The organism is Rhizobium rosettiformans (assembly GCF_016806065.1).
In the GTDB taxonomy this organism is placed as follows: domain Bacteria; phylum Pseudomonadota; class Alphaproteobacteria; order Rhizobiales; family Rhizobiaceae; genus Allorhizobium.
Window position 1 is genome coordinate 2,479,453 of the sequence record NZ_CP032405.1, and the last position, 13,125, is coordinate 2,492,577.

Sequence of the window (13,125 nt, forward strand, 5' to 3'; positions counted from 1 at the left end):
ATCAAGCGGCCCAGAGGGGAAGGTCGGGGCGCGCCGATCAGCCGTCCGTGCCGGCCGTCGATTTTGCCCAGTCCATGTAGAGTTCCAGGGCCTTGCGCGTCACCGGCCCTTCCTGGAACTGCGCATCGTCGAGACGTGTCACCGGAACGACCTTGGAATAATTCCCGGTCTGGAAGATTTCGTCGGCATTCATGAAGTCCTCGACCGAGAGCGTCACCTCGCGCACCTCGAAGCCTGCCTGGCGCAGAAGGCCCATGACGCGGGCGCGGGTAATGCCGGCAAGGAAGGTGCGATTGGCGGCAGGGGTGAAGACCACGCCATCTTTCACCATGAAGACGTTGGAGGAGGCCGTCTCGACCACATTGCCGTTCATGTCGCGCACCAGCGCATTGTCGAAGCCGCGATTGCGGGCATCGATGATCATGCGGCCGGAATTCGGATAGAGGCTGCCGGTCTTGGCATCCGTCATTGCGCATTCGGGCGTCGGACGCCGGAAGGGCGATACCGTCAGCGAGGAGGGCTTTGCCGTGTGCATCGGGGCTTCGAACAGGCAGAGCGCAAAGCGCGTCGATTCCGGATCGGCGGCGACAACCGAGCCTGCCTGACCATGCTCGGCCCAATACATCGGCTTGATGTAGATTGCCGTCTTGCCATCGAACTTCGCGACGCCTTCCCAGGCGAGGCGTTCGATTTCCTCGGCCTCCATAGTCGCCTTCATGCCCATATTGGCGGCCGAGCGATTGACTCGCTGGCAATGCAGGTCGAGATCGGGGGCGATACCGTCGAACCAGCGCGCCCCGTCGAACACCGTCGACCCCAGCCACATAGCATGCGAGACCGGCCCGATCAGCGGCGGGTTGCCGGCAAACCATTCGCCGTCGACATAGGTGAAGGTGGGGGTGCGGGCGGATGTATCGACGGCCATGACGGGTCTCCTGTTCTCGTTGCTTCGCAGCAAAGTCGCCTCGGGCCCCAAGGTCAAGGCGAAACACGCCCTCAGGACACGATTTGGCAAACATCCGGTTCAAAGCCGCCGATCGACAAGGATTTCCACATGAATCCAGAAGCTTGGCTGATGGATCGATCAGTGCGCCTGATGGTCGTGACAGGCAAGCGGTCCGTGCACGCCGACGTGGTTAAAGATCCTGTAACAGATTCCTGAAATATTGAAGGAAGTTGAGATCGCGATCTTCGGTCTTGTGTACTGCGTTTTCTTGGGGGTCTTCATGCACAGGCTGCGTATCATCGCCCTGCTGTCCGCATCGGTTGCGGTCTCGTCTTCGCCGGCATTTGCGGATGGTCTCTTCTCCGGAAACTGGTATGTCACCCTCGGCGGCGCTGGCATCTCCGCGCCGACCTTCGAAGGCTCCAAGAACCGCAAGCTCTTTTTCCAGCCGATCATTTCGGTCGGTCGTGGCGGGGCGCCGCGCTTCTCTTCGCGCAACGACAATCCGTCTTTCGCGATCTACAACACCGACGTGCTGCGTGCAGGGGTCGTCGGCAAATTCGTGCCCTCGCGCGACGCTGGCACTGACGATGCGTTGCGGGGTCTCTCCGAGGTCAAGTGGGGCGGCGAGCTCGGCGGTTTCGCCGATGTCTATGTTACCGACTGGATGCGTGGCCGCGCCGAAGTCCGCCAGGGCATCCGCGCCCATGATGGCCTTGTCGCCGATATCGCCGTCGATGCCTTTACAGATATCGCGCCCGATCTCAGGGTCTCGGCCGGTCCGCGCATGACCTTCGCCACCAGCGGTTACACCAACGCCTATTACGGCGTGGACGCTGCCGAATCTGCCGCGTCGGGGCTGAGCCAATACAATCCGGACGGTGGCGTCACCTCTTATGGTGCGGGCGGGGCGATCACCTGGAACGCCACCGACAAGATCACGATGAGCGCCTTCACCGAATACAAGCGGCTCGCCGGCCCGGCTGCCGATTCGAGCCTGGTGCAGGAACGCGGCACCAAGAATCAGCTGATGTTCGGCGTCTCCGCCAGCTACAAGTTCGGCGTCAGCTTCAACTGACGAAAAGGCCGCAGCCGATTTTGCGGCGTCGATGGGAGCGGGCGGTTTTCTTGAACCCGCCCATGCTCTATCAGTTTGACCATGAGCACCACTGAGCCGAACATCGACCGCGTCATCGACGCGCCCTCCGACAACTTCGTCTATCGCATCCTGCCGCGATGGCTTTGGCCGCATGCCCAGCTCGCGCGCTGGGATAGGCCAATCGGCTGGCAGCTCCTGATGTGGCCCTGCTTCTGGTCCTCGGCGCTTGCCGCCAACGCGCTCGCCGCCGAGGGGCGCCTCGGCCTCGGCCTCTTCGTCTTCCATCTTTTCTTGTTCTTCGTCGGCTCGGTCGCCATGCGCGGTGCGGGCTGCACCTACAACGATCTCGTCGACCACGAGATCGACAACATGGTCGCGCGCACGCGCTCGCGTCCACTGCCGTCGGGGCGCATCTCGCGCCGCAATGCCAAGATCTTCATGGTGGTGCAGTCGCTGGTCGGACTTGCCGTGCTCTTGTGCTTCAACAGCTTCTCGATCGTGCTTGGCATCCTGTCGCTCGCCGTCGTTGCGATCTATCCCTTCGCCAAGCGCTTCACCGACTGGCCGCAATTCTTCCTCGGGCTCGCCTTCTCCTGGGGCGGCCTCATGGGCTGGGCCGGCCTGCACGGCAATCTCTCGCTGGCGGCGATCCTCGTTTATGTCGGCGCGGTCGCCTGGACGATCGGCTACGACACGATCTACGCCCATCAGGACCGCGAAGACGATGCGCTGGTCGGAGTGCGCTCGACGGCGCGCCTCTTCGATCGCGACACCAAGATCTGGCTGAGCGGGCTTTATGGGCTGACGCTGGTCCTGCTTCTGTCTGCCTTCATAGCGGCGGGGGCGGCTTTCCCTGCAATCATAGGTCTCTTGATTGCAGCCGGGCTTTTCGCCTGGCAGATCAAGGTGCTCGACATTGATGACGGAGCGCAGTGCCTGGCGCTGTTCAAGTCGAACAACCGCGTCGGCCTGATCATTTTCTTAGGCCTCGTCGCCGCCATTCCCTTCGCCTGAGCTTTGTTCAGGCGGCGCTAATCAACGCGACGATCTCGTTCCATTTCGAGACGCCTACAGCCGATATCCCTCAAAAGCCAGAGGCCCGGAAGTTGCCTTCCGGGCCTCTGGCTGTTCAGTCTTGGGACGCAATCAGTTGCGTGCGATGATTTCCTTTCCGGAAATCTTCATGGTTACACCCAGCTTGCCGGTGGTGCGGCGCACCAGGAAGCGCGGCCGACGCTCGGCGAAATAGGAGTGGCGGCGACGCGGCTGCGTCTCCTTGGTGCGCACATCGCCGAGGTGGTCTTCGAGCGGGCGGGCAACGCCGTCGGCCTCGACCATCAGCATCGGGATGCGGAAGGCATCTGCCCAGCCGCGCCAGTCAGCGGCGATATCGCAGAGATCATGCGCGACCAGGAGCGGAATGCACAGATCCGGATCCTCGTGATGCAGTTCGAGCGTCACGGTGACTTCGCCGTCGCCATGGTCGATGGCCCGAGCGGCAACGCCCTTGAAGGCGCGCGTTGGAAGAGCGAAGGAAAGCGGCAGGCCGCTACCCGGAAGGACCTTGCGCAGAACGGCACCGCGCTCATCTATGGTGATTGTGACGTCGCCCAGAGCGCCCCGCAAAGCGTAAGTCACCTGCTGGGGGAACCGCGAGGGATCCAGACGCAGAGTGGCGCCGGCCCATGCTGGCTTCAAAACCGTGTTCGTCATCTTCATGCTACCCTTGTTTTACCCGAGAGCGCGTCATGTGCTCGTCTGTTCGGGACTTTTCGTCCTCTGTGGGGGCAAGATAGCCAGCCGCTGTTGGAGACAGCTTAAAAGACGCGGTAAAGAAAACCTTGCGAGGTCAAATGGTTAGTTTTGTCGTACCGGTCACGGTTTCGAAAAGGTGAAAGTCCGTACCGATCTGTTCCGACACGAAACGGATCCTGCCCGAGTGGGCTGCGCATCGACATTAGAGCGCAGAAACAACCTGAGGCTTCTTCATGAATTCATAAAGCTTGAGGCAAGGAATTTGCGCCATACTGTGATTCGCGCGCGCTGTGTTCTCTAAGGAATTCTGATGGTCTCGACCTATCTGAGCTACAATCTCGTCAACCGTGACATCAAGGGGAGCATCAACCGCACCGCTTCCGATCCGCTCGTCGCGCGCCAGACCGAGTACTTTAAAGAGAACATCGGCAAGGTCACGACGCTTGAGGGCTTCCTCGACGACTACCAGCTCTATTCCTATGCGATGAAAGCACATGGTCTCGAAGAGATGACCTATGCCAAGGCTTTCATGAAGAAGGTGCTGGAAAGCGATCTGTCGGATGAAAAGAGCTTTGCCAACCAGCTGACGGACGAGCGCTACCGCAACTTCGCCGCCTCTTTCCAGTTCTCGGTGGAAAAGACTGATCTGCAGACCGATTCCCAGCAGGCAAGATTGCTCGAGAAATACGAAGCCTCGCTTGCCGCCCAGAGCGACACGCTGGAGGCGGAAGCCTTCTATTACGAGTCGATGATCGACAAGGTCACGAATGTCAGCGGGCTGGTCAACAACAGCCGCCTGATGACATTTGCGCTCGATGCCTATGGCATCGACGGCACGTATTACACCAAGGATCATCTGACCAAGGTGCTCACCAGCGACACGTCCGATCCGGACAGCTACGTCAATCAATTGGTCGCGAATGGTGCAGCAAATGCAGCGAGCTTCCTCAAGCTCGCCCAGGCTTTCAGCTTCAATGCCGACGGTTCGCTGTCGGGCGCAACCGCCCAAACTGCCGCCCAGAAGGAGGCAACTGTCTCGCTCTATGTCGACGAAGAGCAGATCTACGTCACCGACTACTATCGTCAGCGTGAGCGCGCCTATTACGAATCCAAGATCTCGACCTTGACCTCGGTCGATGAGCTGACCGCCGATACGCGTCTGTTCAACTATGTCCGGACGGCGTTCGAGCTCGGCTCGATGACTGCCTCGACCTTCAAGCAGATCGTGACGAGCGACACCTCCGATCCGGACAGCTATGCCGCCACGAATGGTGGCGATGCCTGGGTCGCGATTGCCGGCAAGTTCAACTTCGCCAGCGATGGCACGGTGGAATCAGGCATGACTGCCCAGGGCTCGACCCAGCTCGCATCGACCCATTCCGGCTTTGCAACCTTCTATGACGATGCGGACCAAGAGCGGAAGGAAGCGCTCATCGATCTCTTCAAGACGAGGATCGCCGATGTTCAGAATGTCGACAAGCTTTTGGCTGACACGACGATGCGTCTCGTCCTGCAGCGCACCTTCGGCTTCGAGGCCAACGAGTTCTCGACCCGCGACCTGAAGCGCGCGCTTACCAGCGATTTCACCGATCCGAACAGCTTTGCCAACAAGTCCAAGGACACGCGCCTGATCGAAATGTCGAAGCTCTTCAACTTCGACAGCGAAGGCAATGCCGGCGTGCCGCTTGCGCCGCACAACACCCTGACGGCGACAATGATCGCCAAGCAGTTCGTCATCAATGAGGTCCGCTTCCTTGATGCAAACGAGAAGACGGCCGCACGGGAAGCTGCGACCAAGAAGGCCGAGGTCTACCAGGAGCGCATCCAGTCGATCGGTACCGTCAAGGAGCTTCTGGCCGATCGCGAAGTGCTCGATGTCGTCATCGGCGCCTATGGGCTCGATCCCAAGGACGTCACCGACGACTTCCTCAAGCAGGCTTTCGGTTCGGACCTCTCCGACCGCAAGAGCTTCGTCAATCAGCAGCCGGACAGCCGCTGGGCCGAACTCGTCGCTTCCTTCAACTTTGATGCCAATGGCAATCTCACCCGCGAGACGATGGGCACGATCCAGCAGCGCGGCGAGACCATGGAAACGGTCAACAAATATCTCCGGCAGACGCTGGAAGAGGCCGAAGGGGCGAGCAACGAGGCGGTGCGCCTGGCGCTCTACTTCCAGCGCGCCGCGCCCAACATCACCGATGCCTATGGCCTCATCGCCGACGACGCGCTCATGGCGGTCTTCCGGACGACCTTCGGCTTCTCGGACGAATTCTCCAATATGGATGTCGACCAGCAGGCACGTATCATCAACGAAAACCTCAAGCTCGCCGATCTCCAGGACCCGACCAAACTCGAGCGGTTCCTGCAGCGCTACACGGCGATGTACGATACGCAAAACAATGTCGGAGCCTCTTCTGCGGCCACCATTCTGGCGGGCGGAGGCGGCACCATCTCGGCCGATCTGCTGTTCAGTCTGGCGCAGCTGAAGGCCTGATCACGCGGTTTCAAAGCGACCCGCCGGCCTCTTGTCGGCGGGTTTGTTTTTGACTATCGATATATCCCAAGAGATATATCGAAATGGAGTTCCCCGTGGTCCGGGTTCTGAAAACGGCAGTGTTCGCGGTCACCGCGCTGATCGCCGTGGCCGCAGCAAGCCTGCCCTTGACGGCGGCCCGCGCCGAGGAGCCCGTTACCGTCTTCGCAGCTGCCAGTCTGAAAGAGAGCATCGAACAGGTTGCCGCCGCCTGGAAGCAAGCGGGTGGCACGGAGGTCCGGCTGTCCCTGGCCGGCAGTTCGGCCCTGGCGCGGCAGATCGAGCAGGGCGCGCCTGCAGACCTCTTCATCTCCGCCGACCTCAGATGGATGGACCACCTGGAACAGGCGGGCCACATCAAGGCGGATACCCGGATCAACCTTCTCGGCAACAGGCTCGTACTGGTTGCGCCGGAGAACTCGACCGTGACCACGACCATCGCCAATGGCTTCCCGCTCGCAAGCCTTCTCGGCAATGAACGTCTGGCCATGGCCAATGTCGATGCCGTGCCCGCCGGCTCCTATGGCAAAGCGGCGCTGGAAAGCCTCGGCGTATGGGAGAGCGTCAAGGACAAGGTCGCCCAGGCGGAGAATGTCCGCGCTGCCCTGCTGCTCGTTTCGCGCGGCGAAGTACCACTCGGCATAGTTTACGAGACGGATGCCAGGGTCGAGTCCAGTGTGAAGATCCTCGACCGCTTCCCCGAGGAGAGCCATCCCGCCATTGTCTACCCGGCGGCGCTCACGACCGAGAGCGAAAACCCGCGCGCTGCCGACTTTCTCGCTTACTTGCAGGGCGCAGACGCCCATGCCATCTTCACCGCTGCCGGCTTCACCGTGCTCGCCAAGACCAACTGAAGCCAGAACCGCCATGACCAAGCATCCGGGATACCACATTTGACCCTGACGGCCGAAGAATGGACCGCGATGCTCTTGAGCCTGAAGGTCGCGGCCGTCGCCGTCACCTTCTCGCTGCCGCTGGGTCTGCTGGTGGCCTGGCTGCTGTCGCGCAAGGAGTTCTGGGGCAAGTCGCTTCTGAACGGCCTCGTGCATCTGCCGCTGATCCTGCCGCCTGTCGTCACGGGTTACCTTCTTCTCATCACCTTCGGCAGACGGGGCACGGTCGGCGCCTTCCTGGAGCACAGCTTCGGCCTTGTCTTCTCCTTCCGCTGGACCGGGGCAGCACTCGCTGCGGCCGTGATGGGCTTTCCGCTGCTCGTCCGCTCCATCCGTCTGTCACTCGATGCCGTCGATCGCCGCCTGGAGGCCGCCGCCGCCACGCTCGGCGCACCACCAGCTTACGTCTTCTTCACGGTGACCCTGCCGCTCATCCTGCCTGGAGTTGCCGCCGGCGTCATCCTCGCCTTCGCCAAGGCGATGGGCGAATTCGGAGCCACGATCACCTTCGTCTCCAACATTCCCGGTGAGACCCAGACACTCGCCTCGGCAATCTACACCTATACCCAAGTGCCCGGCGGTGACCTCGCCGCCATGCGCCTCACCGTCATCTCGATCGTCCTGTCGCTCGGTGCCCTCATCGCTTCCGAGTTTCTGTCGCGCCGCATCGCCGCTCGCGTGGGAGCCGCCTGATGCTGGAGCTGTCGATCCGCCATCGTCAGGGTGATTTCACGCTCGAGGCCGATCTCGTGCTGGGCGAGGGCCTGACGGCGCTGTTCGGCGCTTCCGGCTCCGGCAAGACGACGCTGATCAACATCGTCGCTGGCCTGATCCGTCCTGAGGCCGGCAATGTCAGCTTCAATGGCGAAACATGGAGCGACGCCTCGATCTTCCTGCCGCCACATCGCCGGCGCATCGGCTACGTCTTCCAGGAGGGACGCCTCTTTCCGCACCTGACCGTTGTGCAAAACCTCCGCTATGGCGAACGCCTGCTTCCCCGCGCCGAACGCCGCGAAGACCTCGATCGTATCGCCTCCTTGCTCGGCATCACCGATCTGCTCGCCCGTCGCCCGTCCCATCTCTCCGGCGGCGAAAAGCAGCGCGTGGCCCTTGGCCGCGCGCTGATGGCAAGCCCGAAGCTGCTTCTGATGGACGAGCCGCTATCGGCGCTCGATGGCGCGCTGAAGGCGCAGATCCTGCCCTATATTGAGCGCATACGCGACGAGTTCGGCGTGCCGATCCTCTATGTCAGCCACTCCGTCGAGGAGGTGGCACGGCTGGCGACGGCCGTCGTCACCTTCGACGCCGGCAGGGCAACTGCCGTCGGGCGCCCCGATGAGGCACTGGCGATCGTGTCTCAGGCTTCAGGCGAGCTTCCGGCAGGCAATTTCATCGAAGCCGAGATCACGGGTCACCATGAGGACGACGGCCTGACGGGAGCGCTGTCGCGTGCTGGCCCGATCCTGCTGCGGCGCAGTTCGCTGCCGGTTGGCACCCATGTCCGCGTTTTCGTCCCCGTCTCCGATATCGTCGTCGCGACCGAGGCTGGCGAGGGGCTTTCGGCGCTCAACCGCCTCTCGGGTCACATCGTCGATCTTGCGGAGCGCGATGGAGGCAGCGTGACACTGACCGTCAATTGCCACGGCCAGCCCCTAATCGCCGAGGTCACCTGGCGCTCGTGCCGCCAACTCGCCCTCGCGCCTGGAATGCGCGTGCATCTGCTGTTCAAGACCGTCTCGATCGCTTCGGAAGGTCTGTTTCGCCAGGCTCCACGCTGAGGCCTCAGCCTTCGTCATCGCCCTTTCGACCGCCGGCGAACTCCACTGACTGCATGCTCTCAAGCCATGCGAGATCGGTCTGGAGTGCTTTCCGGCTTTCTGCATCCATGCGCCGGCATGCACCGAGCAAAGTCTCGCCGAACGGTGTCAGTCCGGCTCCACCGCCGCTTCTGCCGCCATGCCGGGTGAAGATCGACGGCTCCTTGAACATCCGGTTGATCTCGTCGGCTAGCAGCCAGGCCCGCCGATAGGACATGCCCATGGCGGCTCCTGCAGCGCGGATCGATCCGTGTTCTTCGATCAGCGCCAGCAGCTGCGCCTTGCCCGGCCCCAGTCGCGCACCATTGGAAAGATCGATCCGCAGCGAGAGGCGAGGGGAGCCGGTCATGGGCTCAGCCGATCACCTTGCCGGGGTTCATGATACCGGCGGGGTCGAAGGCCTGCTTGATGCGCCGCATCAGCTCGGTTTCGATCGCCGGTCGGCTCGCAGCCAATTCGTCGCGCTTCAGCTGACCCACGCCATGCTCCGCCGAAATCGAGCCCGTATGCTTGTGCACGACCGCATGTACGACGGCATTCACTTCGCGCCAGCGGGCGATAAAGGCCGCCTTGTCGGCGCCGACGGGCTGGCTGATGTTGTAATGGATATTGCCGTCGCCGAGATGGCCGAAGGCACAGATACGGGCATCCGGCATCAGCGCATGCACGGCGGCATCCGCTTCCGCGAGGAAGGCCGGAATGCTCGAGACAGGCACGGATACGTCATGCTTGATCGATCCGCCCTCCGGCCGCTGGGCCTCGGACATGCTTTCGCGCAGATGCCAGAAGGCCTTCTGCTGGGCGAGTGAACTGGCGATCGCTGCATCCGACACGAGACCTATCTCATGCGCTTCTGCCAAAAGCTCATGCATCATCGTATCTGCAGACTCGGCCGAATCCGATGTCGAGATGTCGACAAGCGCATACCAGGGATGAACCGAGGTGAGCGGGTCGCGCACGCCGGCAATATGCTTCGTGGTGAATTCGATGCCGATCCTCGGCATCAGCTCGAAGCCTGTGAGCGCCGAGCCGCAGCGCTGCGAGGCCTTTTCGAACAGCTTGAGGGCGGCTTCCGGCGAGGCGAGCCCGACATAGGCCACCTGTCGCCCGCGCGGACGCGGCACCATCTTCAGCACTGCGCCTGTGATCACACCCAGCGTGCCCTCCGCGCCGATGAAGAGGTCGCGCAGGTCGTAACCGCTATTGTCCTTCTTCAGGCGCCTAAGGCCATCCCAGATCTCGCCCGTCGGCAGCACGACTTCGAGCCCGAGGCAGAGCTGGCGCATATTGCCATAGGCAAGCACGGCCGTGCCTCCGGCATTGGTCGCGAGATTGCCGCCGATCCGGCAGGAGCCTTCCGAGCCGAGCGACAGCGGGAACAGCCGGTCATGCGCCTCGGCCGCCTTCTGCACGTCGGCAAGTATGGCGCCGCCATCGGCGACGATCACGTCGGCGACCGGATCGACTTCCCGGATCCTGTTCATCCGCTCGAGGGAGAGCAGAACGTCCTGCCCGTCCTCGCGCGGCACCTGTCCGCCGACAAGGCCCGTGCGGCCGCTGACCGGCACGATCGATGTGCCCGTCTCGGAGGCGAGCTTGAGGATGGCTGAAACCTCCTGGGTCGAGCCCGGCTTCAGCACCAGCGGCGAGGCGCCGTGATAGAGGCCCCGGTTCTCCGTCAGATAGGGTTTGATATCAGCAGTCGCGGTCAACGCATTGGCCTCGCCGACGATATCGACGAAGGCGCGCAGCCGGTCCGCAAGGCTCATGGTCACATTCATGCTTGTCATCCCTCCGTGCCACGCGGTGCTGCCGCCCGCATCAGCCGGTCATTGATCGCCTCGCCCAAACCCTCGTCGGGGATTTGCATGACGGCAATACCCGCAGCCCCGCTCGCATCCGCGCGCTTCAGATAGTCGAAGAGATTGCTGGCCGCCTCGGTAAGGTCTGCCGTCGGGCTCAGGTTGAAAACCGCATGCGCGGCCGCCGCGCCGGATATGTCGCCGGGACCAAAGGCGATCAAGGCTTCCCTATGGGACACCTCTGTCGCATTCAGCCGCACGGCAGCATTGGGTGCATAATGCGAAGCGAGCATGCCCGGCGCCTCGATCGCTGCCGTTCCCGTAGCCTTGGGACGAACGACCTGCTTGCCGGTGACGGACTCGATCGCTTCGACGGCGATGCCGCCCGGTCGGAGCAATCGGATCTCGCTGTCCTCCACCTTCACGATCGTCGATTCCACGCCGACAGGGCAGGGGCCGCCATCGACGATCACCTCGATCTTCTGGCCGAGATCGGCGTCCACATGCTCTGCTGTCGTCGGGCTGATCCGCCCGGAGGAATTGGCGCTCGGAGCCGCAAGCGGTCGGCCGAGACTGCGGATGAGCTCTGCCGTAAATCCGACCGGGACGCGTATGCCGACCGTGTCGAGCCCGGCGGTCGCAAGCGGATGAATGCCGGAATGTTCGTTAAGCGGCAGAACCAGCGTCAAAGGCCCTGGCCAGAAGGCCTCGGCCAGCTTGCGCGAGATCGGGTCGAACACGGCGTAGCGTTCCGCCATGGCGAGATCCGCCATGTGGCAGATCAGCGGATTGAAGCGCGGCCGCCCCTTGGTCTCGTAAATGGACGTAATGGCAGTCGGATGGGTTGCGTCGGCTGCAAGCCCGTAGACGGTCTCGGTGGGGATCGCCACCGGAAGATGCCGCAGAAGCACCTCGGTCGCTGCCGAAATTGCCTCCGCCTTGTCCGTGTCGTGAGCGATCGGGATGATCCGCGCCATTTTCGAGAGCCTTCCAGTCTGCCTGCGATCGTCCTTATCGCGTGCGGAACGAGGCGGCAAACCTCTTTTTCAGCGCAGCCAGGGGCAGTTTCCACCCTAATTTTTAAAGGGGGAGGCGAAATCGTTCGAATTTTAACTACCGACGTAACTGAAAGAAAGAATTGTTCGCCTATGGTCCAGATAAGAGACGGAAAGCCTCACTCGGGGAAATGGACAGATGCAGCAAGTCAAGAATCCGGCCGCCAGCATTGCGCTTCGTGTCGCGACCGCCATGCATCAGATGGGCATCGACGGTCTGCCGCGCAATTACGAGCTGGTCTATGAGGCCTATTCAGGCAGCAATCCCGAACTGGTGCGTGAGTTCATCGCGCTCGGCAAGGTGAAGACCCAGGAAGCCCTCGACGAACTCGGCCGTAAATATCTGCCGCATCACCATGAAGACGGGCTTCTGAGCCGCCAGAATGGCCAGGTTCGCGCCGAGATGAGCAATTTCATCAGCCTGCTGAACGAAGAGAAGATTTCGCTCACCGATTACGGCCGCGTCATCGGCCATGCCTCCAAGACCATCCTGACTGAAGCCGATCTCGAAGGCACGCCGCTCGGCCAGTCGATCAAGATGCTGAAGGCCGCGACCGAAAAGCGCGCCCACCAGAACAGCAATGTCGTGCGCGCGGTGGTCGACAAGACGGCATCGCTCGCCGACCTCCAGCGCGAGGCCGAAGAGGCCGAAGCCGCGAAGTTCGTCGATCCGGTTACCCGCCTTGCCTCCCGCCGCGCCTTCAACAAGGCCGTTGCCAAGATCTACGTCAACCCGGAAATGCCGGTGCTCTGCGGCGTCGCGATCGGCGAGATCGACGACTATGCCCGAATCCAGGAGCAGATGGGCCCGGCGGTCGCCGAGCGGTTCCTGATGCAGGTCGCCAAGGTGCTGGAAGCCGTCTCCGGCGGTGGCGATCTCGCCTGCCGCTTCGATGCAGGCCGCTTTGGTCTGCTGCTCTACACGTCCGACCAGGAAGAGATCAGCCGCGTCGTCGAACTCGTCCGCGCCAAGCTCAAGGCCACCAATTTCGTCGGCTCGTCGACGGGTGCGCGCATGGGCCAACTCGGCATGTCCTTTGGCATCTGCTATTCCGAACAGGCCCCGAACGCCTTCGACTTCACCAACTTCGCCGAAAAGGCGCTCGCCACATCCAAGGCAGCCGGCGGCGATACCGTGACGATCTACGGTGCAAGCGATTATGTCTCGAAGGATTGGCTGCTCTACAAGAAGAAGCCGGTCGGCGGTTTCGGCGCCTGAGCGTCG

General features: G+C 62.2%; 12 protein-coding genes. 7 read left to right on the top strand and 5 right to left on the bottom strand.

Going from position 1 to position 13,125, the window contains the following annotated elements:
- Positions 1 to 37 precede the first annotated feature (37 nt).
- Positions 38 to 925 (bottom strand): branched-chain amino acid aminotransferase, encoded by an 888-nt coding sequence (locus D4A92_RS11915; protein ID WP_203013342.1) that lies wholly within the window; start codon positions 923 to 925, stop codon positions 38 to 40.
- 301 nt (positions 926 to 1,226) lie between these two features.
- Between D4A92_RS11915 and D4A92_RS11920 the strand changes: the two genes are divergently transcribed.
- Together D4A92_RS11920 and ubiA are read left to right on the top strand one after the other, a co-directional pair.
- Positions 1,227 to 2,024, top strand: coding sequence for a MipA/OmpV family protein (locus tag D4A92_RS11920; RefSeq protein ID WP_203013344.1), 798 nt, complete (start codon positions 1,227 to 1,229; stop codon positions 2,022 to 2,024).
- A gap of 81 nt (positions 2,025 to 2,105) precedes the next feature.
- Positions 2,106 to 3,059: a 4-hydroxybenzoate octaprenyltransferase gene (gene ubiA, locus D4A92_RS11925; RefSeq protein WP_203013345.1), complete on the top strand. Its 954-nt coding sequence runs from the start codon at positions 2,106 to 2,108 to the stop codon at positions 3,057 to 3,059.
- Positions 3,060 to 3,191: 132 nt separating this feature from the next.
- Here ubiA and D4A92_RS11930 read toward each other — a convergent pair whose 3' ends face one another.
- On the bottom strand, positions 3,192 to 3,758 hold the full coding sequence (locus D4A92_RS11930) for a DUF6101 family protein (RefSeq protein ID WP_006726684.1): 567 nt from the start codon (positions 3,756 to 3,758) through the stop codon (positions 3,192 to 3,194).
- 352 nt (positions 3,759 to 4,110) lie between these two features.
- Here D4A92_RS11930 and D4A92_RS11935 point away from each other — a divergent pair, with 352 nt between their 5' ends.
- The 4 genes from D4A92_RS11935 to modC all read left to right on the top strand — a co-directional run bounded on the left by D4A92_RS11935 (position 4,111) and on the right by modC (position 9,004).
- Positions 4,111 to 6,294 carry a DUF1217 domain-containing protein gene (locus tag D4A92_RS11935; RefSeq protein ID WP_203013347.1) on the top strand — a complete coding sequence of 728 codons (2,184 nt, stop codon included), beginning with the start codon at positions 4,111 to 4,113 and terminating at the stop codon, positions 6,292 to 6,294.
- An 83-nt stretch (positions 6,295 to 6,377) separates the two neighbouring features.
- Entirely contained in the window at positions 6,378 to 7,187 is an 810-nt protein-coding gene (gene modA, locus D4A92_RS11940) for a molybdate ABC transporter substrate-binding protein (RefSeq protein WP_246753930.1), read from the top strand.
- A gap of 69 nt (positions 7,188 to 7,256) precedes the next feature.
- Positions 7,257 to 7,919, top strand: a complete 663-nt coding sequence (gene modB, locus D4A92_RS11945; RefSeq protein ID WP_246754106.1) for a molybdate ABC transporter permease subunit — start codon at positions 7,257 to 7,259, stop codon at positions 7,917 to 7,919.
- A complete protein-coding gene (modC, locus tag D4A92_RS11950) occupies positions 7,919 to 9,004 on the top strand; it encodes a molybdenum ABC transporter ATP-binding protein (RefSeq protein ID WP_203013349.1) in 1,086 nt (361 codons plus the stop codon). The genes modB and modC overlap by 1 nt, the downstream gene beginning before the upstream one ends.
- 4 nt (positions 9,005 to 9,008) lie before the next feature.
- Here modC and D4A92_RS11955 read toward each other — a convergent pair whose 3' ends face one another.
- Genes D4A92_RS11955 through D4A92_RS11965 form a run of 3 tightly spaced genes read right to left on the bottom strand, consistent with a single transcriptional unit; the run spans position 9,009 to position 11,822 of the window.
- Positions 9,009 to 9,392, bottom strand: coding sequence for a winged helix-turn-helix domain-containing protein (locus D4A92_RS11955; RefSeq protein WP_203013351.1), 384 nt, complete (start codon positions 9,390 to 9,392; stop codon positions 9,009 to 9,011).
- A gap of 4 nt (positions 9,393 to 9,396) precedes the next feature.
- Positions 9,397 to 10,833, bottom strand: a complete 1,437-nt coding sequence (locus tag D4A92_RS11960) for an FAD-binding oxidoreductase (RefSeq protein ID WP_203013353.1) — start codon at positions 10,831 to 10,833, stop codon at positions 9,397 to 9,399.
- Positions 10,830 to 11,822 (bottom strand): L-threonylcarbamoyladenylate synthase, encoded by a 993-nt coding sequence (locus D4A92_RS11965; protein WP_203013356.1) that lies wholly within the window; start codon positions 11,820 to 11,822, stop codon positions 10,830 to 10,832. The genes D4A92_RS11960 and D4A92_RS11965 overlap by 4 nt, the downstream gene beginning before the upstream one ends.
- A gap of 217 nt (positions 11,823 to 12,039) precedes the next feature.
- On the opposite strand from D4A92_RS11965, the gene D4A92_RS11970 reads away from it, so the two are divergent.
- Entirely contained in the window at positions 12,040 to 13,119 is a 1,080-nt protein-coding gene (locus D4A92_RS11970) for a GGDEF domain-containing protein (RefSeq protein WP_203013359.1), read from the top strand.
- The last annotated feature ends 6 nt before the right edge of the window (positions 13,120 to 13,125 follow it).

Excerpts from the sequence above, each read along its gene's own strand:
- D4A92_RS11915 (WP_203013342.1), bottom strand. The coding sequence starts at position 925 with ATGGCCGTCGATACATCCGCCCGCACCCCCACCTTCACCTATGTCGAC.
- D4A92_RS11920 (WP_203013344.1), top strand. The coding sequence starts at position 1,227 with ATGCACAGGCTGCGTATCATCGCCCTGCTGTCCGCATCGGTTGCGGTC.
- ubiA (WP_203013345.1), top strand. The coding sequence starts at position 2,106 with ATGAGCACCACTGAGCCGAACATCGACCGCGTCATCGACGCGCCCTCC.
- D4A92_RS11930 (WP_006726684.1), bottom strand. The coding sequence starts at position 3,758 with ATGACGAACACGGTTTTGAAGCCAGCATGGGCCGGCGCCACTCTGCGT.
- D4A92_RS11935 (WP_203013347.1), top strand. The coding sequence starts at position 4,111 with ATGGTCTCGACCTATCTGAGCTACAATCTCGTCAACCGTGACATCAAG.
- modA (WP_246753930.1), top strand. The coding sequence starts at position 6,378 with ATGGAGTTCCCCGTGGTCCGGGTTCTGAAAACGGCAGTGTTCGCGGTC.
- modB (WP_246754106.1), top strand. The coding sequence starts at position 7,257 with ATGCTCTTGAGCCTGAAGGTCGCGGCCGTCGCCGTCACCTTCTCGCTG.
- modC (WP_203013349.1), top strand. The coding sequence starts at position 7,919 with ATGCTGGAGCTGTCGATCCGCCATCGTCAGGGTGATTTCACGCTCGAG.
- D4A92_RS11955 (WP_203013351.1), bottom strand. The coding sequence starts at position 9,392 with ATGACCGGCTCCCCTCGCCTCTCGCTGCGGATCGATCTTTCCAATGGT.
- D4A92_RS11960 (WP_203013353.1), bottom strand. The coding sequence starts at position 10,833 with ATGACAAGCATGAATGTGACCATGAGCCTTGCGGACCGGCTGCGCGCC.
- D4A92_RS11965 (WP_203013356.1), bottom strand. The coding sequence starts at position 11,822 with ATGGCGCGGATCATCCCGATCGCTCACGACACGGACAAGGCGGAGGCA.
- D4A92_RS11970 (WP_203013359.1), top strand. The coding sequence starts at position 12,040 with ATGCAGCAAGTCAAGAATCCGGCCGCCAGCATTGCGCTTCGTGTCGCG.